This is a genomic window from Enterobacter cloacae complex sp. IR5403 (genome assembly GCF_049238705.1).
Taxonomy (GTDB): Bacteria; Pseudomonadota; Gammaproteobacteria; order Enterobacterales; family Enterobacteriaceae; genus Enterobacter; species Enterobacter hormaechei_C.
This window is the reverse complement of the sequence record NZ_JBMKHP010000003.1, coordinates 36395-55442: the sequence shown is the minus strand read 5'-3', so window position 1 is coordinate 55442 and position 19048 is coordinate 36395. Positions and strand designations below refer to the sequence as shown.

Sequence of the window (19048 nt, the reverse complement as noted above, 5' to 3'; positions counted from 1 at the left end):
ACAGGAACCACATCATGAAAAAGACACTGACGCTGATCGCCGCCGCAACCCTGAGCGCCCTGAGCTTTGCCTCCTGGGCGGACACGCTCACCGTGGGGGCGTCCAACACCCCGCACGCGGAAATTCTGGAGCAGGCTAAGCCGATTCTGGCGAAGCAGGGGATCGATCTGGAGATTAAACCGTTCCAGGACTACATTCTGCCAAACACGGCGCTGGCGGGGCATGACATTGACGCCAACTATTTCCAGCATATCCCTTACCTGAACAGCGTGCTGAAAGATCACGCGGGCGATAAGGATTATGATTTTGTCAGTGCGGGCGCAATCCACATTGAGCCGATCGGTATCTATTCGAAAAAATACAAATCGCTGAAGGATCTGCCGGAAGGCGGCAAAATCATCATGCGTGATGCGGTTTCCGAGGAAGGGCGTATTCTCTCCATCTTCGAAAAAGAGGGCGTGATCAAGCTGAAGCCAGGCATCGATAAAGTGACCGCGCGCATCAGCGATATCGTGGAGAACCCGAAAAAGCTGCAATTCACCCCTAACGTCGAGGCATCTCTGCTGCCGCAGATGTACAACAACGACGAAGGTGCTGCGGTGGTGATCAACGCCAACTACGCAATTGATGCCGGTCTGGATCCGGTCCACGATCCCATTGCGGTAGAAAGCGGTGAGAATAACCCGTACGCCAACATCATTACCGTTCATCGCGGTGACGAGAAGAAGAAGGATATCGTCGCGCTGGTGAACGTGCTGCACTCCAAAGAGATTCAGGACTGGATCCGCACCAAATACAAAGGCGCAGTGATCCCGGTAAACAACTAATCTCCTGATTTTCCAGACGAAGCCCGGCGAACAACACGCCGGGCTTCTTTTTTGTATCCAGCCGACGAATGATTTAAGCTGACGGTTTAGGGCAACGGAGTGATGGCAATGGGCAATGTGACCAAAGACGAAGCGCTGTACCAGGAGATGTGTCGGGTGGTAGGCAAGGTCGTTCTCGAAATGCGTGATTTAGGGCAGGAGCCGAAACATATTGTCATTGCGGGCGTACTGCGTACCGCGCTGGCGAACCAGCGCGTTAAGCGCAGTGAGTTGACCACCAAAGCGATGGAAACGGTGGTTAAAGCGCTGGCCGGCTGACGCGCCAGCGCTTCGCGAGCAGTTCAAGCGAGCAGCAGAGCAGGTAATAGATCACACCCGTAAAGATAAAAATGGCCGCCGGGTAAATTTGCACCCGGTTGTTGATCTGTCCCGCCACCGTGGTCAGTTCAGGAACGTTCACGATAAACGCCAGCGACGTATCCTTCAGCAGGCTGATAAAAATCCCCACCAGCGACGGCAGAATATTTCTCAGCGCCTGCGGCAGCAGCACGCGCCACAGCGTTTGCTGCGTACTGAACCCTTGAGAAAGCGCGGCCTCATTCTGGCCCGACGGCAGGGCTCTCAGTCCGGCTAATACCGAATGCATCACCGCAGCCGCGGTAAACCAGGCCAGCGCCAGCGTGACGGTCGTCGCGCCCGGGAGATCCCTGCCGGTTATCAGCGGCAGCAGATACCACATCCAGAATATCACGAAGATCAGGGGGATCCCGCGAATCAACTCTGCCCACGCAAACAGCGCACTGCGCACCACGCCGGGATAGCGCCAGGCGACGCATGCCAGCACAATCCCGCCGGGCAGGGCAAGCGCGGCGGCGCCTGTGGCCATCAGCAGCGAGAGCAGTACGCCGCCGGGTTCTCCCGTAGCCGCACGTCCCCAAAGCAGATAGTCCAGATTTTCGACAATAACGTTAAATCCGGGGATCATGGTTTTTCCTCCCTGAATGGGGGCCGAGGCGCACCAGCACGCTTCCCGTCACCATCCCGGTAAGCAAGTAGAGCACCGTACCGACGGTAAAGGCTTCCAGTGCATGGGCGTTGTAACTTTCTATCTGGCGAACCTGGTAGGTCAGTTCGGCGAAGCCAATCCCGCTCGCGAGCGAGGAGAGCTTCATCAGGTTAAGGTACTGGCCAACGACGGGCTGCCAGGCGTTAGCGAGCCCCTGAGGCAGAAGAATGTAGCGAAACAGACGCCATGAGGAAAATCCCTGGGCGAGCGCCGCCTCCCGTTGCCCGGCAGGCACGGAACGCAGTCCCGACTCCACTTCTTCGATTAAAAACGCCGAGGTAAAGACGCCTAACCCCCAGGCGGAGCATAAAAACTCGGGCGTAAACCACCAGACGTCACCGGGCAGAATGGACCAGCTGTGGTCTGCGTTCACCGCGTCACGCAGCCCCTGCGGCAACCCGTTCCAGGCGGCGAAATACCAGAACAGCAGCTGTACCAGCAGCGGCGTATTGCGAAACAGCGATACCCAGCCGCTGACGATCAATGTCCCGAAACGTCCCCCGGAAAGCCGCAAAAGCATAAAGAACAAGGCGAGCAGGCTGGCCAGCATAATCCCCGCCAGCGTCACCCACAGAGTGGTGAGAAATCCGGAGAGGAGCCAGTGCAGGGGCTGTCCGGCCAGCACCCCCTGCCAGTCCAGAGCGGGCATTACGGTTGCTCCTGATGCAGCGGATCCAGCACTTTTTGCAGGAACCGCCTCGCACGCGGATGCGACGGTTGGTTGAAAAATTGCGCCGGGGGCGCGGTTTCCAGAATGTGTCCACCGTCGATAAAAACGATTCGATCGGCAATTTCCCGGGCAAACTGCATCTCATGGGTGACGACAATCATGGTGATCCCGCTGTGGGCAAGGGCTTTCATCACCAACAGCACTTCGCCAATCATCTCCGGGTCGAGTGCCGACGTCGGCTCGTCAAAGAGAATGATTTGCGGCGACGAGGCCAGAGCGCGGGCAATCGCCACGCGCTGCTGCTGTCCGCCGGAAAGTTCAGCAGGATAGCGGTGCGCCTTCTCCAGCATGCCGACCTTCTCCAGCAGCGCCAGCGCGCGCTCCTGGGCGGGCAGGGGTTTCCAGCCGTGAACGTGCTCCAGTGCAAGGGTGATGTTCTGGCTGGCGGTAAGGTGGGCATAGAGATTGAACTGCTGGAACACAAATCCGACGCGGCTGCGTAACTGACGTAGCCTGCTGCCGGAAAGCTGTCCGGTCGGCTTGTGGTCGATCAGGATCTCCCCGCCGCTCAGGCTCTCAAACTGGTTGATAAGCCGAATCAGGGTCGATTTTCCGGAACCCGAAGGGCCGAGAATGGCAACCACTTCACCCGGCATGATGGTGAGGTTAATGTCGGTTAAAACCGGATGGTCGCCGTAGCGTTTGTCCACATGGCGAAACTCAACGCTGGCCTGTTCCAGACGTGAAAAATCCGCGGCATTGGCCGCGTAGTGTGAAAATAAACCTGAGAGCATATTACCGGGCTTCTATTTTAAAGTTACGAGGCTGTGGAGCAGGGGTGCCTGGACCGAACCAGACGTCATAGGTTTTTGCCGCCTGGCCGTTTTTCTCCAGGTTTACCAGCTCATCGTTAACGGCTTTCAGTAGCGCCGTTTCACCCTTTTTCACCCCCACGCCAATCTCTTCTTTACTGAGCAGGTCGGGCAGGATTTTGAAGTCGGCTTTATCCGGCGCCTGCGCCAGCAGACCGGCCAGAATGGTGCTGTCCTGGGTAATGGCCTGCACGTTACCATTGCGCAGTGCCGTCAGCGCCAGTGGGATATCATCGTAAGAGAGGACGCGAGACTGCGGAAAACGCTGGTGCAGCGCCTGTTCACCCGTCGTACCTTTTACGGCGCCAATGCGTGCCCGGCTATAGTCATCAAGCTTGTCCGGTGATTTTGCCGGAACCAGGAACTGCTGGCCGGTGACAAAGTAAGGCGTCGAAAAATCAATGACCTGTGCGCGTTCCGGGGTGATGGTGATATCCGCCACGATGAGATCTGCTTTTCCGGACTGTAGCAGCGGAATGCGGTTAGCCGGATTGGTGGCGACCAGTTCAAGCTTGACGCCGAGCGATGTCGCCAGCGCTTTGGCGAAGTCCACGTCGTAACCCACGATCTCATGCGTTTTGGCATCAATCGAGCCAAAGGGTGGATTAGCATCAAACGTGGCCACTTTCACCACGCCCGCTGCCTTGATATCCGCCAGCCGATCGGCCTGCGCCTGCGCTGAAACCAGGCCCCAGGCTGCCACTAATCCCAGAACCTGCGCCCGTTTTTTAAACCCTTTCATTTTTGCAGCCATAGTCATACGCCATCCCGTTGTTTTTGTTTTACCCCGTTACGCTCCCATAAGGGAAAGCTATCGCCAAATAAGAAATCGTTCTTTGCTATGAGAAAAAAAGCATGAGTGAACAAGGTGTTAAAGAAGAGAGCAGACGGTGGGGCGCTATTTGCAGATCCTGCACATCGACAGTGGATTTTGATATTTCCCCCGGGCGCAATTTGGGTGTTTAACTGAGAACAGGTTAAGCGAGAAGGGTAATGACGATGAAAAAATGGATAAGCACGTTACGGCGGTTTTTTGCGCCCCGACCAGCGAATGCGGAGAACAGCGCGCAACGTGTTCTTGAGTCAATACTGCCTGTCGCCAGCCTGTATGGCGTGGACGTAGCCAACATCGATCCGGAGTGGTTCCATGATAAAACGTCACGCTGAACTGCGCCGGACGCGCGAAATGTACTGGAATGAGCTGTGCGTGGTGTCTGTAAAGCGAGGATGAGGGGAAAAATACCCAGGCTAATCCTCGGTAAATGAGGGCCGTTTTGTTACCACTATCTCCTTTCACAGATGGAGATGATAATGAAACGGACAGTATTAACCCCCGCGCTTTCTGCCACCGCACTTCTGCTTGCCATGCAGGCGGCACACGCTGGACCACAGGCGCATGTTGTATGCAGTTATTCCCACACCCTCGGCGATGATGCCATTATGATGTTCGGCATGCCCAACGAGGCTATGCTGCACGATTTTTTTGGTAACGTGCACACGGATGCTTACTCCAGCCGTGAATCGCTGCGTGCCCAGGAAAAGACCACCTGCGATAACAAAGCAGACAGCTCGGCCTACTGGGCTCCGTCGCTAAAATTGCCGGACGGAACGGTGGTCAAACCCGCCTATCAAAAAACCTGTTATCAGGCATCGAACGTTGACGCCTGGCCGCTGCACCCGTTCCCGGCGGGGCTGTCGCTGCTGGCGGGCGATCACCACGGCACTGCGCCAAATCCGCATATCACCTTTTTATGCGCCAACGGCAAGGGCTACACCACCAGAACGGGTGAAGTCTGCGGCCTACGCAAGGCGAAGGATGCCGTGCAGTTTAATATCGGCATTCAGTTCCCGAACTGCTGGGACGGGGTCAACCTGAAGCCCGCCCACGGCCTGGCTAACGCCACCTACGATACGAAAGGACAGTGTCCGTCCGCCTTCCCGGTGAAGATCCCGACGGTGAACATGAATATTGCATACGTGCTTCCGACAATTAGCTCTCTGGATACCAGCAAAGTCCAGCTTTCCCTCGACCCCATCATGCATGGCAGTGAGCGTGAAGAGCGGTGGGGGAGCCTGTATACGGCGCATGCTGACTTCATGAACGGCTGGACGGAAGATGCCGCGCGCTTTATGACCGACCTGTGCATGAACCGGGGAATGGATTGCGGCACCACCGTACCGTATGGTTATTCAAAAGCGAAGGCTAACGTCTGGCTCAGCAGCATGGAACCCGCACTTTCACAGCCCGATCCCCAGGTCTTACTGGTGCAGGATAACTGGAAGAACGGTGGACGCACGAAAAACAGCGAAACATTGTCCCTGGTGAAGTTCAACATTCCTCCGCTGCCTGCCGGACAGGATCCTGCCCAGTTTAAATACCGCGTCAGAATTTATGGCGGGAAAGTGGAAACCAACGGCGCGGATCAAATCTTCTTCTATCCGGCGAGTAACGACTGGGATCCGGCCACCGTGAACTGGCATTCACGACCATCCTGCAACTATCGCTCGGATGCGGTGCTTTACCTGAACCACTCCCGCGAATACCGGATGGTGGACGTGGATAAAGCGGTGCGTAAGGCGCTGGCAGAAGGGAAAACCGAAATTTCATGGTATATCGGCGGCGATCGTCAGGGAAATCATTATCAGTTTGAGACGGGGTCATCTCCACAAAGCCTGATCCTGATGCTGACCGGGTTTAGCAAAACGCCGGAGATCTGATAGCCGGTAGCAAAAGGCATTCATAAAAAAAGCACCGGGGAGCCCGGTGCTTATTCTTCAGATCTTGCAGGCATCGCCGCAGTCGTCATCGGCGATAATCGCCTGGGCTTTTTTATCCGCATCGTCGAGACGTTCCGCGTTGCGCTCTTCTGCTTCATCCAGCCCGTTAAAGACTAAGTTATCGAGATTAATTTCCATGTGCCACCTGCGTTATTCAGTTTTTGATACTGGCACAGTATAAGTCAAAAAAAGCGGGCCAGGCACCCCTCAGCACATATGGATAATCCCTGCCATACTCAGTGCTTTATTGCTGAGGAAAGCCGATGATTACACTCTGTAAAACCTGCGGTACCGCTTACGATGAACAGCCCAAAAACTGCCCGATTTGCGACGATGAGCGCCAGTATGTCCCGGTGACGGGCCAGACATGGACGGACTTCGACAGCCTTACGACCACGCACACCAACAAATGGCAACAGCTGGAACCGCAGCTGTTCAGCATCAAAACCGTTCCCGCTTTTGCCATCAACCAGCGGGCGCTTCTGCTGCGTACGCCACAGGGCAATGTTCTGTGGGACTGCATCGCCAATCTTGATCCGGCGACCAGAGCGTTAGTGGACGCGCTCGGGGGCATCAGCGCGATCGCGATTTCGCACCCGCATTACTACACCACCATGCAGGAGTGGGCCGCCGCGTTTAACGCGCCGATCTACCTGCACGCCAGCGATCGGCAGTGGGTGATGCGTGACAGCCCGGCGATACGCTTCTGGGAGGAGGACGCCCTGGAGATTATGCCTTTGGTGACTCTGCTGCGGCTGGGCGGGCATTTTGCAGGCGGCACGGTGCTGCACTGGCAGTCAGGCGACGGCGTGCTGCTGGCCGGTGATATTTTGCAGGTTACACCCGGTAAGGACGCCGTGTCGTTTATGTGGAGTTATCCGAATATGCTGCCGCTGCCTGCCCGCACCGTTGAGTCGGTGATTGGCCGACTGACCGGGAAAACGTACCAGCGCCTGTACGGGGCCTTTGAAGGGCAGAACATCCCGGCGAACGCGGATGAGATCGTGCAGCGGTCGGGCCAGAAATATATTGCTTGTCTCGGCTAGGGCGCGGTGGTTAAATTTTACGAGTGTGATCGCGATCATACCTAAACTAAAACAGATAAAAGAGAAATGGCTATGCAACATATCATTGAAGGTTTTCTCAGCTTTCAAAAAGAGATTTTCCCGCAACGTAAAGAGCTTTTTCGTAGTTTAGCGTCCAGTCAGAATCCCAAAGCGCTGTTCATCTCCTGCTCCGACAGCCGTCTGGTTCCGGAACTGGTTACGCAACAGGAGCCAGGACAGCTCTTTGTCATTCGAAACGCGGGCAACATTGTGCCACCGTTCGGGCCGGAGCCTGGCGGCGTCTCTGCGACCATCGAATATGCTGTTGTTGCCCTGGGCGTGACCGATATCGTTATTTGCGGCCACTCCAACTGCGGCGCGATGAAGGCGATTGCTGACAACGCCGATCTGGAGCCGATGCCAGCCGTTTCCCACTGGCTGCGCTATTCTGATGCGGCAAAAGCGGTGGTTGAGAAGAAAACCTGGGATAAGCCAATCGATAAAGTGAATGCGATGGTGCAGGAGAACGTCTTTGCGCAGCTGAGCAACATTAAGACCCATCCGTCGGTGGCGGTAGGCCTGCGCAACAACGCCATTCGCCTGCACGGCTGGGTATATGACATCGAAAGCGGCAAAATCCTTGCCCTTGACAAGAACACTAAATCGTTCGTGTCGCTGTCGGAAAACCCGGACGTCTTCTTCGAGTAATCCGACACCGCAGGGCAGGGAAGCCCTGTTAAAACTCCGTGTAAGGTAACTTTCTTCGCACGCCCGACGCAGGTTTTCCAGCCGCTTTCGCCATCGCTTTACCAATTTCAGCGCACTCAGACAAACCCTGAACAAACGGATGATCGTGCATCAGCCAGGGGATCGCCCCAAAAGCGATGCGCCCCCGCAGTGATGCAGGCGCCAGCAACGTATAGTCTTCCCCCACGTCCGGGACGTCATCGCCGGTTTCCGCAAGCTGTTTACGCAGGGTGGGGAAGGGAATGTCTTTGTTTCTGAGCGGCTTTTGCCCGCGCGCGTCGATAAACACGTCGAAGCGGTAACTTTTTTCTGCCGTGGTGATGACGGTCTGATCGCTGCCGATATCCAGGTCGTAATCATCACCGAGTGCGACCACGCTAATGATCCCTGCCTCGCGCAGCGCCAGTAAACGGCGGATAGACTGCGGTGGAATGGCGGCATAATTATCAATAAACACACGCTCCAGCCCGGATTTAAACCGCTCTCTGTCATGCTCACTGAGTGAAGGGACGATGGCCTGAACCACTTCATGCAGACGAAGCACGGTATAGCGCCAGGCAACGGTGCGTTTCTCGCGCTTGTTACGCTCCACTTCTTTCAGATTCGCTTCGGCCCAGCTGAAGGGGCCATGCTTTTTACGATCCTCAAACCAGACATCACGAAGCGTGTCGGCACTCAGCGTACCGAGCGATATCTCCTGGCACCAGCGCGGATCGGCCAGCTCAAGCTCTTTCACCATCAGCGCAAAGATGCGGTCAAGCAGCCCGTCCGGGCCTTTGGTGATTTCGCTTGCCACCACAGACTCGGTTAACACCGACAGCGGTTCATAAGGGATAGGGCAGTAAAAGTCGGCCTCCGGCAGAACGCCCGTGCGGGACATCAGCGTGATTGTTAGCCCCTCGCTGCCTTTATTGACAACGAACTGCTCCCCGCTAAACCGGCCATGCTGCATCACAACCGCCATCGCGGCGTCCAGCCCGCTGAGGGAGGTACCCATGATCCCCACCTCACAGGCGCGGATCTCCGCGTCCATCAGCCCCGACCATGGGCTTGGGAAATATGCGCGGGTGGTTTCATCTTCATCAGGCCAGACGTGACCGGTGGCGACTACCGCAAGATCAAACCGCCTTGAGAAAGGGGCATTGTTCACTGAAAGGGCCACGCCGTCTGCATCAGCCTTAATATCTGTGACTTCTGCGTTGGGGTGCACCTCGACATGAAAGCCCGCCTTTTTTGCCTCAGCAACGACGGCAAGAAAGCGGTCGTGAAAATATTCACCCAACAGAATACGCGGCAGGAATTGCCGGTCGTGCAGCTTCTCACTGTCGACGTTATAGCGGGCAAGATGGGCCGCACTCTGCTGTTTGAGCCAGTCGAGGTAGGTAATAAAAATAGGCGGGATTTCGATACTGGCGATGTTCGCCAGCATCAGCCGGGAATTATCCTCGTCGCTGTAGGGCATCCCAACACCGGGTTGGTCTGCTTTTTCGAACACGGTGATCGAAAGCGGCGCTGCGTTGTTAAGAAGTGAGTAAAAGGTGTAAATCCCTGTTGGGCCTGAGCCGATAATGGCGATTTTTTTCATCGAAAGCGTTCCTGCGTTTCTGAACCATAAAACAAGCGTAGCAGGAGAAAGGCTAAGTCATTCAATGAAGGGAGAAATTAAGACGTTTAGAAGAGGGATGTAGCCCCCTTCCTGAACTTATGGGAAAGTCAATTCAATTGACTCTGGCTGATTAGATATAATTCTGCCTGATTTTCTGAAAGGAATAACTGTTTGGTCCCAGGTTTATCGATTATCTGTATGTGATAGGGGTTAAAAAGTACGGTAACTTTGCCGGTGGGTTTGACCTGCACGGCGTCAGTGAGGAGAACCAGCTGATTTTATCATGAGAATTCTCCTTCTTACGGTCAGTGTACTTTTTAACATGCAGGCTGATGCCGCCCGTGGAAGACAGCCCTGCTCTGGCTCAAAAGGTGGCATAGCACACTGTACATCGGATGGTCGTTTTGTCTGCAATGACGGCAGTCTGAGCCAGTCGAAGCGATTCTGTTCAGGTTATGGTGCCTCCGAACCGCCCCGGCAGGTAAAACCCTCCCCCTCCGCCAGTGTAAACGTTCTTTGTCTGTTATTCGCACTGATAAGACGCTTGCAGGTGGAAACCCACCTGAACGCGCTGGGTGATCTGTTACAGCGTCTGGCATTAAAGGACGCCGTTCGACCTTCCGGCTACATGGCGAACTTGCTGCATGGCTGGCGTTTATGCTTTCTGCATGAGTGATAAAAGGAGGGAAAATCATTACCAGGGCTGAAGAGTTTTGTCGTTCCTGAAATGTGAACACTGGCAGATGGATGCGCACGCATCGCTCAAAAAACGATCTTTTTCAGGCGGATACTGAGATCAGAAAAGCATATGACCTTGAACAGTAATCACAATGACTGGAGGGATATGCTAATGAAGCGACAAGATATAAACGCATTAAAGAATTTTGATTTTCTGGCACGCAGTTTTGCCCGTATGTACGCCCTGGGCCAGCCAGTTGATATCGATGCCGTGACCGGCAATATGAGTGATGAACAGCAGGTATGGTTCCGGGAGCGATATGACCACTACCGAAAGCAGGCTGAGCGGGCGAGAGTGATAGAACTGCGATGATGTAACGAACAACGGGCTTAACGGCCCGTTGCGTTTTTTAGGTTCCAGCTACATTTTGCAGGCTCCTGAGGTTGAAATATTGTGCGGTAACCTCATATAGAAAGCGGGTCAGGAATACCTGCCCGTAAGACATGAACTTTTTGAATATTCTTTTTTACTGTTCAGGAGGTACATGATGACTCTCAGAGCTTTTCCCATGTTGAACGATCTCTCCGACTCTCTGTTTGCGGACCGTTTTAACCGTATCGATCGCCTTTTTAGCCAGCTAACCGGCAGTACGCCGTTGCCCTCCACGCCTTCTTACAATATCCGGCGGGTGGGTGATAACCGCTATGAACTGACGCTCAGCGTGCCGGGCTGGAAAGAGAGCGAACTTGAAATTGAAACCGTTGGCGGTCAGCTGAATATCAGCGGTAAACGTGAAGAAGAGAAAACCGAAAACGGGGAAGAAGGGTGGATCCATCGGGGTATCAGCCGCAGCGACTTCCGGGCCAGCTATAGTCTGCCGGAGCATGTGAAAGTAACCGGCGCTTCGCTGGAAAACGGCTTGCTGGCGATTGAATTACACCAGGATATCCCGGAAGAAGAGAAACCGCAGCGCATCGCCATCAACAACAACCCGGCGATTGAACATAAGCCGTAATCATTGACTGACGTTGTTTTCACGCCCGGTAAACGCCGGGCGTTTTGCTAACCTGATGGGGCTTATGCCATTCCGCTTTTCCCGGTACGCGCGGGCTGGAGGTCACTTTCGATGTGCTTAAAAGGTTTGCTGCCTCTGCATGAGGCTGAACGGGAATGAAATGTGCGGAAAAACAGATTGGTGCGTCTGAATGGACTCGAACCATCGACCCCCACCATGTCAAGGTGGTGCTCTAACCAACTGAGCTACAGACGCAGAATGGTGCGTTCAATTGGACTCGAACCAACGACCCCCACCATGTCAAGGTGGTGCTCTAACCAACTGAGCTATGAACGCATTGTGTTGTCGGTGACAACGGGGACGAATATTAGCGGCACAGCCCCAAGGTGGCAAGAGGGAAAATGCATTTTTCTCTCTGATTTCACGCGATTGCTTCATTACCGCGCAAAGTGAAGAGAAAGTAGCCGCCAGCCGGCGGCTACTGTGTCATTAACGTGCAGCGCGCTGCAAAATGACCGCAGACGGCTGACGTTGCAGGAAGCGCATACGCAGCATCATCATAATGGCCGCAGACGTTAAGCCGATGATAAAGCCCATCCAGAATCCGGCTGGCCCCATGCGATCCACCACCAGATCCGTGAGCGCCAGAATGTACCCGCACGGCAGGCCCAGCACCCAGTAAGCGATAAAGGTGATGAAGAAGATGGAACGCGTATCTTTATACCCACGCAGCACGCCGCTGCCAATCACCTGGATGGAGTCAGAGATCTGATAAATGGCCGCCAGCAGCATCAGATGCGAGGCCAGGGTCACTACCTCCGGGTTGTCGTTATAGAGCAGGGCAATTTGCTCACGCAACAGCACGGTAAAGAGCGCGGTACAGACTGCCATGCAGACGCCGACGCCAAGGCCGGTACGGGCTGCCGTTTGCGCGTCCAGCGTCGAGCCTTGCCCCAGACGGAAGCCCACGCGAATCGTCACCGCAGCAGCCAGGGACATCGGCAGGACGAACATCAAAGAGCTGAAGTTCAGGGCGATCTGGTGTCCTGCCACATCAATAATCCCTAACGGCGAGACCAGCAGGGCGACGACGGCAAACAGCGTCACTTCGAAGAACAGCGCCAACGCAATGGGTAACCCCAGCTGAATGAGACGGGTCATGAGCGTCCAGTCAGGTGCGCTGAACGAGGTGTCGTTACGAATGTCACGCATGGATCGCGCATGTTTAATGTAGGTGAGCATACAGCCGAACATCACCCAGTACACCGCAGCCGTCGCCACGCCACAGCCGACGCCGCCGAGTTCCGGCATGCCAAAATGACCGTAAATGAAGATATAGTTCACGGGAATGTTCACCAGCAAGCCGATAAAGCCCATCACCATGCCCGGCTTGGTTTTTGCCAGCCCTTCACACTGGTTACGTGCCACCTGGAAGAACAGATAGCCGGGGGCGCCCCAGAGCAGGGCGCGTAGATAACCGACCGCCTTATCCGCCAGCGCCGGGTCGATATTATGCATGGCGCGAATAATATACCCGGCGTTCCACAGCACGATCATAATCAGGACGGAGACTCCCCCGGCGAGCCAAAAGCCCTGGCGCACCTGATGGGCCACGCGGTCGCGTCGACCGGAGCCGTTAAGCTGCGCGATAACCGGCGTCAGCGCCAGCAGCAGGCCGTGACCAAAAAGAATGGCCGGGAGCCAGATTGAGGTTCCGATCGCCACGGCGGCCATATCGGTGGCGCTGTAACCACCGGCCATTACCGTATCCACAAATCCCATTGCTGTTTGGGCTACCTGCGCGACGATCACCGGTATGGCCAGTGCCAATAACTGACGCGCTTCGATCATATACTTCTGCACGTGAACACCTTTGTATTGTAGTTATTTGAGAGACTAAAAAGGCCGCCGTTACTGGCAGCAAGAAGAAAAAACAGAGGGATGCCAGCTATTGTAGCGGGGTTTAACTAATTATCTAGTGAAAAAATCGCCAGAAATTGCGCATCACTGGCAACCTGTTTTTTCAACTGTTATTGTGGTGGGATTATACGGTGTCATCGCCGTTCGGAATGAACAGGAGCTGTAAGCATGTTTACTGGTATTGTGCAGGGCACTGCCAAAGTGGTGTCCATTGATGAAAAACCGAATTTCCGCACTCACGTGGTTGAGCTGCCTGAATATATGCTCGATGGCATTGAAACCGGGGCGTCGATAGCGCATAACGGCTGCTGCCTGACGGTGACCGAAATTAACGGTAACCAGATTAGCTTTGATTTAATGAAAGAGACGCTGCGCATCACTAACCTGGGTGAGCTGGTGGTGGGAGATATCGTCAACGTTGAACGCGCGGCGAAATTCAGCGATGAGATTGGCGGGCATCTGATGTCGGGTCATATTATGACCACCGCAGAAGTGGCGAAAATCGTGACCTCGGAAAATAACCGTCAAATCTGGTTTAAGGTGCAGGACCCGTCATTAATGAAATACATCCTTTATAAAGGATTTATTGGCATCGATGGGATTAGTCTGACCGTCGGTGAAGTGACGCCAACGCGTTTTTGCGTGCATTTAATTCCTGAAACGCTGCAACGTACTACGCTTGGCGCAAAAAAACTGGGGCAGCGCGTGAATATCGAAATTGATCCCCAGACCCAGGCGGTCGTGGATACCGTTGAGCGCGTGCTGGCGGCGAAAGAGGCGGCGATAATAAAGACCGTGGAAGAAGAATAAAAAATAACCCCGGTTAACCGGGGTTATTTTTTAGCGGGCCACCCGCAAGCCGTGCTCAATCCCACGGCTAAAGACCACCTGCCATAGCTGTATATCCCGCGCGCGGAACGCGCCCGCGCAGGCATTCAGATAATAGCTAAACATCCGTTTGAATCGTTCCGAATAGTTGTCGGCGATTTCAGGCCATGCAGCCTGGAAACGTTCATGCCAGGCCATTAGGGTCGTGTCGTAATCTGCGCCGAAGTTATGCCAGTCTTCCACAATAAAATGCGGTTCGCTGGCGTTCGCAATATGGCGAACAGAGGGTAAACAGCCATTCGGGAAGATATATTTGTTGATCCACGGGTCCACATTGTTATCGGTGCGTTTAGAGCCGATGGTGTGCAGCAGGAAAATTCCGTCAGGCTTCAGGTTACGATCGGCGACCTCGAAGTAGGTTTTGTAGTTCTTCGGCCCCACGTGCTCGAACATACCTACGGAAACAATACGATCGAACTGCTCGTTCAGGTCGCGGTAGTCCTGAAGCCGGATATCAACATCCAGTCCCAGACAGCGCTCCTGCGCCATCTTCTGCTGTTCAGCCGAAATCGTGACGCCGACTACGCTGACGCCGTAATTTTTCGCCATAAACCAGGCAAGACCACCCCAGCCACAGCCGATGTCCAGCACACGCATGCCGGGCTGTAACTGCAATTTATCGCAGATCAGTTGCAGCTTGTCCTGCTGCGCCTCTTCCAGGGTCGTCGCTTTTTTCCAGTATCCGCAGGAGTACTGCATTAAAGGATCGAGCATACGGCTGAACAGATCGTTGCCCAGGTCGTAATGCTCTTTACCGACGATCCACGCCCGTTTTTTACTTTGCAGATTGAACAGGCGGGCGGAAGCGATACGTAAAGTATCTTTGAAATGACGAGGGAGCTGTTTTTCAAGACCGGCGCGTAATACGCTGGAGAAGAACATATCCAGCCGCTCACACTCCCACCAGCCGTCCATATAGCTTTCACCCAGCCCTAACGATCCCTCCTGTAACACGCGTTTGAAAAAATCGGGATGCTTAATCTGGGGATCGGAGGGGGATGAGCCATTAATCGTAATGCCCGCACGTCCCAACAGTTCACTGACGATCCGGGACCAGTTATCGTCCGGAACGCTGACTTCTTCTATACACGATGAACTCATAGCTTCTCCATCACCTTGCTGTGATCAGAACCTTAAAACAGCGTAGACGCTTTTTTGGTTTGTGAGAAATCTCACGGTAAATGCCCGCGAGGCTAATATCCGACGTAGAACAGAGGAAGGGAGATAACCCTTGCCGAAATGCCTTCCATGGTAAAACGGGAGCGCTCCGGCTCCCGTTAACACTTAATATTTATCGTATTTAATCGAACCAAATTCAGTATAGGCCGCAAAATTAGGTGATTCAACAGAAAATTGTTAGCAACCTAATCACTGGTTTTTAACATAGTTTCCCACGCAATCAGGCGTGCGACGTTTCTGTCTGCGCGTTTTCACTCTGCTCGCGATGAGCTGAGGACTGCATGCGATAGCCCAATCCCGCCAGCGCAACGGTGACCAGCATCACGCTGGTGGTGGTGAGCAGCGGGGTTGCAATCAACGCAGAGACCACGAGACTTGCCAGGAAGCACAGGCCAAGTTGCAGGGTATTTTGCAGCGCGGCAGCGCGGCCTGTCGCCTGCGGAAATGGACGCAACGCCTGAGCTACAACAATAGGGTAGATGGCCCCGTTAGCGATCGCCATGACGCAGAACGGAATCAAAATTTCTGCAAGCCCGGCGCCCGGAATAAAGCCGACAGCCCAGGTCGCAATCACGCTTAGCGCATACAGCACCAGCAGCCAGGGCAGCATCTGTTGGCCTTCCCATTTTTGCAGCGCGGCGCGACAGCCATAGCCACCCACCAGGAAGGCGATGGTCTGTGGTACATAGCTCAGGCCGATAGCCGCCGGGCTGTAGCCCATGTCATGCAGAATGAACGGCGAACCGGTTAGCCAGGCAAAGAAGCTGGCAGAGCAGGCGGCATAAATCAGCACGTTACCGCGATAGGCTTTCGACCGCAGTAAAGAGGTAAAGGTAATGGGCTTCGCGTCCGGATGCGTCGCTTTTTTATGCGCCGGTTTAAGTCCGAACGCGGGCAGCATCAGGACCAGCGTAATAGCAAAGAGCGTGGCGAAAATGGCCTGCCAGTCGAAATGCGCGAGGATCCAGCTGCCCAGTAATGGGGCGAGTGCTGGCGACAGGCCGACCAGCGGCATAATGGTGGCGAATATCCGGTTAGTGCGCGAGGCGGGGTAGTAATCGGTCACCAGCGCCTGCCAGGTGACCGCAGCGGCACAGACACCGACCGCCTGAATAAAGCGCAGCGCCAGCAGCCAGGCGGCATCGCGGACCCACAGCATGCCCAGACAGCCTACGGCAAAAATCGCCAGACCCAATAACAGGACGGGCTTACGGCCAAAACGATCCGAGAGCGGCCCCCACAGCAATTGCGCAAAAGCAAAACCGGCGAGGAACAAACTCAAACTGGCGCTGATGGCGGCGGCAGGGGTTTGCAAATCTTCCTGCATCGCGGCGAACGCGGGCAGATACATGTCGGTCGCCAAAAAGCCCAGCACGCTTAAGCCGCCGAGCCAGACTAAAAATCCTTTCCTGGGTTGCACTGTTTTTTCTCCTGAGGAGTCAGGTGTACGTTGGCGCAGAGTGTAGGGAGTGCAAAGCGGCTTGTGAAACGCTAATATTTGGCGGGTGCATTCAAAAATTTTGCAGGCTAAAGATGTGGTCAGATTATTCCCTTGAAGTGGTTGATGCCGTGGCGCGTAACGGCAGCTTTACCGGCGCCGCCCAGGAGCTGCATCGCGTTCCCTCGGCTATCAGCTATACGGTGCGCCAGCTGGAAGCGTGGCTGGCGGTCCCGCTGTTTGAGCGGCGCCATCGCGACGTGGAGCTCACGCCTGCCGGCGCGTGGTTTTTGAAGGAAGGGCGATCTGTTATCAAAAAAATGCAGATCACCCGTGAGCAGTGCCAGCAGATCGCCAACGGCTGGCGCGGGCATCTCGCTATTGCGGTGGATAACATCGTTAAGCCGGAGCGGACCCGGCAGATGATCGTCGATTTCTATCGTCATTTTTCCGACGTCGAACTGCGTGTATCGCAGGAAGTGTTCAACGGCGTCTGGGATGCGCTGGCGGACGGCAGGGCGGAGATGGCGATTGGTGCGACCCAGGCGATCCCGGTTGGGGGGCGCTACGCGTTTCGCGACATGGGCATGCTGAGCTGGACCTGCGTGGTCGCGCGCGATCACCCGCTGGCGGCGCTGGAAGGTCCGCTGAGCGATGACACCTTACGCAACTGGCCCTCGCTGGTGCTGGAAGATACCTCCCGCTCGCTGCCCAAGCGCATTACCTGGCTGCTGGATAATCAGCGCCGCGTGGTCGCGCCGGACTGGGAGTCGTCGGCCACCTGTCTGAGCGCGGGGCTGTGCGTTGGCATGGTGCCGGTGCATTTTGCGCGCCCGCGCATCGACGCGGGAGAGTGGGTGGCTCTGACGCTGGAAAACCCCTTCCCGGATGCCGCGTGCTGTCTGACGTGGCAGCAAAACGACGTCTCGCCCGCCATGGCCTGGCTGCTGGATTATCTGGGCGACAGTGAAACGCTGAACCGGGAGTGGTTGCGGGAACCAGCATAGCTGGCCCCGTAATGAGATTAACGACGGTAGTCGCGGAACGGACCGTCCGCAACGGAACGGCGTTCAATCAGGCGCGGGTGGACTTCAATGGACTGGGACTGTTCACGCTTGTTGACGATCCTGTCCAGCAGCATATTGAAGGCCGTTTCACCCAGCGAATCTTTCGGCTGGTGAATGGTGGTCAGCGCCGGGGTAAAGAAGCGAGCGTTGCGCACGTTGTCATAGCCGATCACCGAGATATCCTGCGGGACGCGCAGGCCGAGTTCATCCGCCGCGCAGAGCGCGCCCATCGCCATGATGTCGCCGCCGCAGAACACCGCAGTAGGGCGATGCGGCTGGGAGACGATCTGCTGCATGGCGCGGTAGCCCGACTCCGGCTCGAAGTCGCCCTGAACAATCCAGTTTTCCGGCACGGTGATCAGCGCCTCTTCCATCGCTTTCATGAAACCGGCCAGACGACCAGCCCCGGTGTTACGCTCCAGCGGACCCGGGATCACGCCAATTTCACGATGACCGCGTTCTACCAGATAACGCCCCGCCATGTAGCCGCCTTCAAAGGCGTTATCAATAACGGAGTCGGTAAAGTCTGCGCGCGCTTCGCCCCAGTCCATGACCACCATCGGAATGTGGCGATACTCTTCCAGCATGGAAAGGACCGACTCGGGGTATTCAGAACACATTACCAGCAGGCCGTCGACGCGCTTTTGCGCCATCATTGACAGGTAAGCGCGCTGTTTTTCAATGTTGTTCCACGCGTTGCCCAGAATCAGGGTATAGCCTTTCTGGAAGCAGTTTTTTTCAACGGCTTCGATGATTTCAGCAAAGTAGGCCGCTTCACTGCTGGTGGCCAGCAGACCAATCGATTTGGTGTGATTAACCTTCAGACTGCGGGCGACCGCACTTGGCGAGTAGTGCAGCTCTTTGATTGCCGCCCAGACGGCATTACGCGTCTCTTCAGCGACGAAACGCGTTTTGTTAATAACATGTGATACGGTTGTAGTGGAAACGTTTGCGCGTTTTGCTACGTCTTTAATTGTTGCCATTAAATGTCACTCCAGACCATATCCTAAGCTCCTGAAAAAATTGAAGGTAAACGTTTGCCTTCTCTCACCCTTATTACGCAAACATGAGTTGCGACACGCCGGGAAAACGACACAGGACGTCAGGAGGGGGTCAGTGGCCGGTACGCTAATAAATTTAGCGTGGAATTTTGTCCTATCTTGATGAAAAGGGGAAGAGGTAAAGTGGATATCCGTTTAAATCCTGGAAGATTTTTGACCTGAACTGTGTAAAAATGAGCAAGCTCACTT

Annotated in this window: 21 protein-coding genes, 2 tRNA genes and 1 pseudogene; 12 read left to right on the top strand and 12 right to left on the bottom strand. The window is 55.1% G+C overall.

The window, feature by feature from the left end:
* The first annotated feature begins 14 nt into the window (after positions 1 to 14).
* Complete coding sequence (locus tag ACOTW6_RS05335) at positions 15 to 827, top strand: MetQ/NlpA family ABC transporter substrate-binding protein (protein WP_003857677.1); 813 nt, start codon at positions 15 to 17, stop codon at positions 825 to 827.
* A gap of 108 nt (positions 828 to 935) precedes the next feature.
* The gene (gene fumD, locus ACOTW6_RS05330) at positions 936 to 1145 is read left to right on the top strand and encodes a fumarate hydratase FumD (RefSeq protein ID WP_003857676.1); all 210 of its coding nucleotides are present in this window, start codon (positions 936 to 938) and stop codon (positions 1143 to 1145) included.
* Here the strand turns inward: fumD and ACOTW6_RS05325 are convergent.
* The 4 genes from ACOTW6_RS05325 to ACOTW6_RS05310 are packed head-to-tail and all read right to left on the bottom strand — an operon-like array spanning position 1126 to position 4189.
* Positions 1126 to 1812, bottom strand: a complete 687-nt coding sequence (locus tag ACOTW6_RS05325) for an amino acid ABC transporter permease (RefSeq protein WP_121479070.1) — start codon at positions 1810 to 1812, stop codon at positions 1126 to 1128. The genes fumD and ACOTW6_RS05325 overlap by 20 nt on opposite strands.
* A complete protein-coding gene (locus tag ACOTW6_RS05320; RefSeq protein ID WP_121479069.1) occupies positions 1796 to 2542 on the bottom strand; it encodes an amino acid ABC transporter permease in 747 nt (248 codons plus the stop codon). The genes ACOTW6_RS05325 and ACOTW6_RS05320 overlap by 17 nt, the downstream gene beginning before the upstream one ends.
* Positions 2542 to 3357 (bottom strand): amino acid ABC transporter ATP-binding protein, encoded by an 816-nt coding sequence (locus ACOTW6_RS05315; RefSeq protein WP_121479068.1) that lies wholly within the window; start codon positions 3355 to 3357, stop codon positions 2542 to 2544. The genes ACOTW6_RS05320 and ACOTW6_RS05315 overlap by 1 nt, the downstream gene beginning before the upstream one ends.
* 1 nt (position 3358) lies before the next feature.
* Positions 3359 to 4189: an ABC transporter substrate-binding protein gene (locus ACOTW6_RS05310; protein WP_121479067.1), complete on the bottom strand. Its 831-nt coding sequence runs from the start codon at positions 4187 to 4189 to the stop codon at positions 3359 to 3361.
* A 245-nt stretch (positions 4190 to 4434) separates the two neighbouring features.
* On the opposite strand from ACOTW6_RS05310, the gene ACOTW6_RS05305 reads away from it, so the two are divergent.
* Together ACOTW6_RS05305 and ACOTW6_RS05300 are read left to right on the top strand one after the other, a co-directional pair.
* On the top strand, positions 4435 to 4602 hold the full coding sequence (locus ACOTW6_RS05305; protein WP_032609053.1) for a hypothetical protein: 168 nt from the start codon (positions 4435 to 4437) through the stop codon (positions 4600 to 4602).
* A gap of 144 nt (positions 4603 to 4746) precedes the next feature.
* Entirely contained in the window at positions 4747 to 6153 is a 1407-nt protein-coding gene (locus ACOTW6_RS05300; RefSeq protein WP_121479066.1) for a DUF1996 domain-containing protein, read from the top strand.
* Positions 6154 to 6210: 57 nt separating this feature from the next.
* Here ACOTW6_RS05300 and ACOTW6_RS05295 read toward each other — a convergent pair whose 3' ends face one another.
* On the bottom strand, positions 6211 to 6351 hold the full coding sequence (locus ACOTW6_RS05295; RefSeq protein ID WP_062932590.1) for a hypothetical protein: 141 nt from the start codon (positions 6349 to 6351) through the stop codon (positions 6211 to 6213).
* A gap of 125 nt (positions 6352 to 6476) precedes the next feature.
* Here ACOTW6_RS05295 and ACOTW6_RS05290 point away from each other — a divergent pair, with 125 nt between their 5' ends.
* Both ACOTW6_RS05290 and ACOTW6_RS05285 read left to right on the top strand, forming a co-directional pair.
* Positions 6477 to 7259, top strand: a complete 783-nt coding sequence (locus ACOTW6_RS05290) for an MBL fold metallo-hydrolase (protein WP_045329727.1) — start codon at positions 6477 to 6479, stop codon at positions 7257 to 7259.
* A gap of 72 nt (positions 7260 to 7331) precedes the next feature.
* On the top strand, positions 7332 to 7967 hold the full coding sequence (locus tag ACOTW6_RS05285) for a carbonic anhydrase (protein ID WP_015570694.1): 636 nt from the start codon (positions 7332 to 7334) through the stop codon (positions 7965 to 7967).
* 28 nt (positions 7968 to 7995) lie between these two features.
* Here ACOTW6_RS05285 and ACOTW6_RS05280 read toward each other — a convergent pair whose 3' ends face one another.
* Positions 7996 to 9591, bottom strand: a complete 1596-nt coding sequence (locus ACOTW6_RS05280) for an FAD-NAD(P)-binding protein (RefSeq protein ID WP_116329890.1) — start codon at positions 9589 to 9591, stop codon at positions 7996 to 7998.
* 343 nt (positions 9592 to 9934) lie between these two features.
* Here ACOTW6_RS05280 and ACOTW6_RS05275 point away from each other — a divergent pair.
* The 4 genes and pseudogenes from ACOTW6_RS05275 to ACOTW6_RS05260 form a co-directional block, all read left to right on the top strand.
* Positions 9935 to 10063, top strand: a pseudogene (locus tag ACOTW6_RS05275) (hypothetical protein); the annotation flags it as partial.
* A 99-nt stretch (positions 10064 to 10162) separates the two neighbouring features.
* Positions 10163 to 10288, top strand: a complete 126-nt coding sequence (locus ACOTW6_RS05270) for a hypothetical protein (RefSeq protein WP_276521181.1) — start codon at positions 10163 to 10165, stop codon at positions 10286 to 10288.
* Positions 10289 to 10462: 174 nt separating this feature from the next.
* Complete coding sequence (gene glgS / locus ACOTW6_RS05265; RefSeq protein WP_049019332.1) at positions 10463 to 10663, top strand: cell surface composition regulator GlgS; 201 nt, start codon at positions 10463 to 10465, stop codon at positions 10661 to 10663.
* 172 nt (positions 10664 to 10835) lie between these two features.
* On the top strand, positions 10836 to 11306 hold the full coding sequence (locus tag ACOTW6_RS05260; RefSeq protein WP_026080712.1) for an Hsp20 family protein: 471 nt from the start codon (positions 10836 to 10838) through the stop codon (positions 11304 to 11306).
* 178 nt (positions 11307 to 11484) lie between these two features.
* Here the strand turns inward: ACOTW6_RS05260 and ACOTW6_RS05255 are convergent.
* The 3 genes from ACOTW6_RS05255 to mdtK form a co-directional block, all read right to left on the bottom strand.
* Positions 11485 to 11561, bottom strand: a tRNA-Val gene (locus ACOTW6_RS05255).
* A 4-nt stretch (positions 11562 to 11565) separates the two neighbouring features.
* Positions 11566 to 11642 (bottom strand) — tRNA-Val (locus tag ACOTW6_RS05250).
* A gap of 153 nt (positions 11643 to 11795) precedes the next feature.
* Positions 11796 to 13169, bottom strand: a complete 1374-nt coding sequence (gene mdtK, locus ACOTW6_RS05245; RefSeq protein WP_017384611.1) for an MdtK family multidrug efflux MATE transporter — start codon at positions 13167 to 13169, stop codon at positions 11796 to 11798.
* Positions 13170 to 13394: 225 nt separating this feature from the next.
* Here mdtK and ACOTW6_RS05240 point away from each other — a divergent pair, with 225 nt between their 5' ends.
* Positions 13395 to 14036, top strand: coding sequence for a riboflavin synthase (locus ACOTW6_RS05240; protein ID WP_017384610.1), 642 nt, complete (start codon positions 13395 to 13397; stop codon positions 14034 to 14036).
* 30 nt (positions 14037 to 14066) lie between these two features.
* On the opposite strand, the gene cfa is transcribed toward ACOTW6_RS05240, so the two are convergent.
* The gene (gene cfa / locus ACOTW6_RS05235; protein ID WP_047051416.1) at positions 14067 to 15215 is read right to left on the bottom strand and encodes a cyclopropane fatty acyl phospholipid synthase; all 1149 of its coding nucleotides are present in this window, start codon (positions 15213 to 15215) and stop codon (positions 14067 to 14069) included.
* Between the two features lie 298 nt (positions 15216 to 15513).
* A complete protein-coding gene (gene punC / locus ACOTW6_RS05230) occupies positions 15514 to 16713 on the bottom strand; it encodes a purine nucleoside transporter PunC (RefSeq protein WP_017384608.1) in 1200 nt (399 codons plus the stop codon).
* Positions 16714 to 16826: 113 nt separating this feature from the next.
* Between punC and punR the strand changes: the two genes are divergently transcribed.
* The gene (gene punR / locus ACOTW6_RS05225; protein ID WP_003857638.1) at positions 16827 to 17738 is read left to right on the top strand and encodes a DNA-binding transcriptional activator PunR; all 912 of its coding nucleotides are present in this window, start codon (positions 16827 to 16829) and stop codon (positions 17736 to 17738) included.
* A gap of 17 nt (positions 17739 to 17755) precedes the next feature.
* Here punR and purR read toward each other — a convergent pair whose 3' ends face one another.
* Positions 17756 to 18781 carry an HTH-type transcriptional repressor PurR gene (gene purR, locus ACOTW6_RS05220; RefSeq protein ID WP_003857634.1) on the bottom strand — a complete coding sequence of 342 codons (1026 nt, stop codon included), beginning with the start codon at positions 18779 to 18781 and terminating at the stop codon, positions 17756 to 17758.
* Between the last annotated feature and the right edge of the window lie 267 nt (positions 18782 to 19048).

What these genes read in the sequence shown, in the direction of transcription:
- fumD (WP_003857676.1), top strand. Translation starts at nt 936, where the DNA reads ATGGGCAATGTGACCAAAGACGAAGCGCTGTACCAGGAGATGTGTCGG.
- ACOTW6_RS05320 (WP_121479069.1), bottom strand. Translation starts at nt 2,542, where the DNA reads ATGCCCGCTCTGGACTGGCAGGGGGTGCTGGCCGGACAGCCCCTGCAC.
- purR (WP_003857634.1), bottom strand. Translation starts at nt 18,781, where the DNA reads ATGGCAACAATTAAAGACGTAGCAAAACGCGCAAACGTTTCCACTACA.
- ACOTW6_RS05240 (WP_017384610.1), top strand. Translation starts at nt 13,395, where the DNA reads ATGTTTACTGGTATTGTGCAGGGCACTGCCAAAGTGGTGTCCATTGAT.
- glgS (WP_049019332.1), top strand. Translation starts at nt 10,463, where the DNA reads ATGAAGCGACAAGATATAAACGCATTAAAGAATTTTGATTTTCTGGCA.
- ACOTW6_RS05325 (WP_121479070.1), bottom strand. Translation starts at nt 1,812, where the DNA reads ATGATCCCCGGATTTAACGTTATTGTCGAAAATCTGGACTATCTGCTT.
- ACOTW6_RS05315 (WP_121479068.1), bottom strand. Translation starts at nt 3,357, where the DNA reads ATGCTCTCAGGTTTATTTTCACACTACGCGGCCAATGCCGCGGATTTT.
- ACOTW6_RS05335 (WP_003857677.1), top strand. Translation starts at nt 15, where the DNA reads ATGAAAAAGACACTGACGCTGATCGCCGCCGCAACCCTGAGCGCCCTG.
- ACOTW6_RS05285 (WP_015570694.1), top strand. Translation starts at nt 7,332, where the DNA reads ATGCAACATATCATTGAAGGTTTTCTCAGCTTTCAAAAAGAGATTTTC.
- ACOTW6_RS05260 (WP_026080712.1), top strand. Translation starts at nt 10,836, where the DNA reads ATGATGACTCTCAGAGCTTTTCCCATGTTGAACGATCTCTCCGACTCT.
- ACOTW6_RS05305 (WP_032609053.1), top strand. Translation starts at nt 4,435, where the DNA reads ATGAAAAAATGGATAAGCACGTTACGGCGGTTTTTTGCGCCCCGACCA.
- ACOTW6_RS05300 (WP_121479066.1), top strand. Translation starts at nt 4,747, where the DNA reads ATGAAACGGACAGTATTAACCCCCGCGCTTTCTGCCACCGCACTTCTG.
- punR (WP_003857638.1), top strand. Translation starts at nt 16,827, where the DNA reads ATGTGGTCAGATTATTCCCTTGAAGTGGTTGATGCCGTGGCGCGTAAC.
- ACOTW6_RS05290 (WP_045329727.1), top strand. Translation starts at nt 6,477, where the DNA reads ATGATTACACTCTGTAAAACCTGCGGTACCGCTTACGATGAACAGCCC.
- cfa (WP_047051416.1), bottom strand. Translation starts at nt 15,215, where the DNA reads ATGAGTTCATCGTGTATAGAAGAAGTCAGCGTTCCGGACGATAACTGG.
- ACOTW6_RS05295 (WP_062932590.1), bottom strand. Translation starts at nt 6,351, where the DNA reads ATGGAAATTAATCTCGATAACTTAGTCTTTAACGGGCTGGATGAAGCA.
- ACOTW6_RS05280 (WP_116329890.1), bottom strand. Translation starts at nt 9,591, where the DNA reads ATGAAAAAAATCGCCATTATCGGCTCAGGCCCAACAGGGATTTACACC.
- ACOTW6_RS05310 (WP_121479067.1), bottom strand. Translation starts at nt 4,189, where the DNA reads ATGGCTGCAAAAATGAAAGGGTTTAAAAAACGGGCGCAGGTTCTGGGA.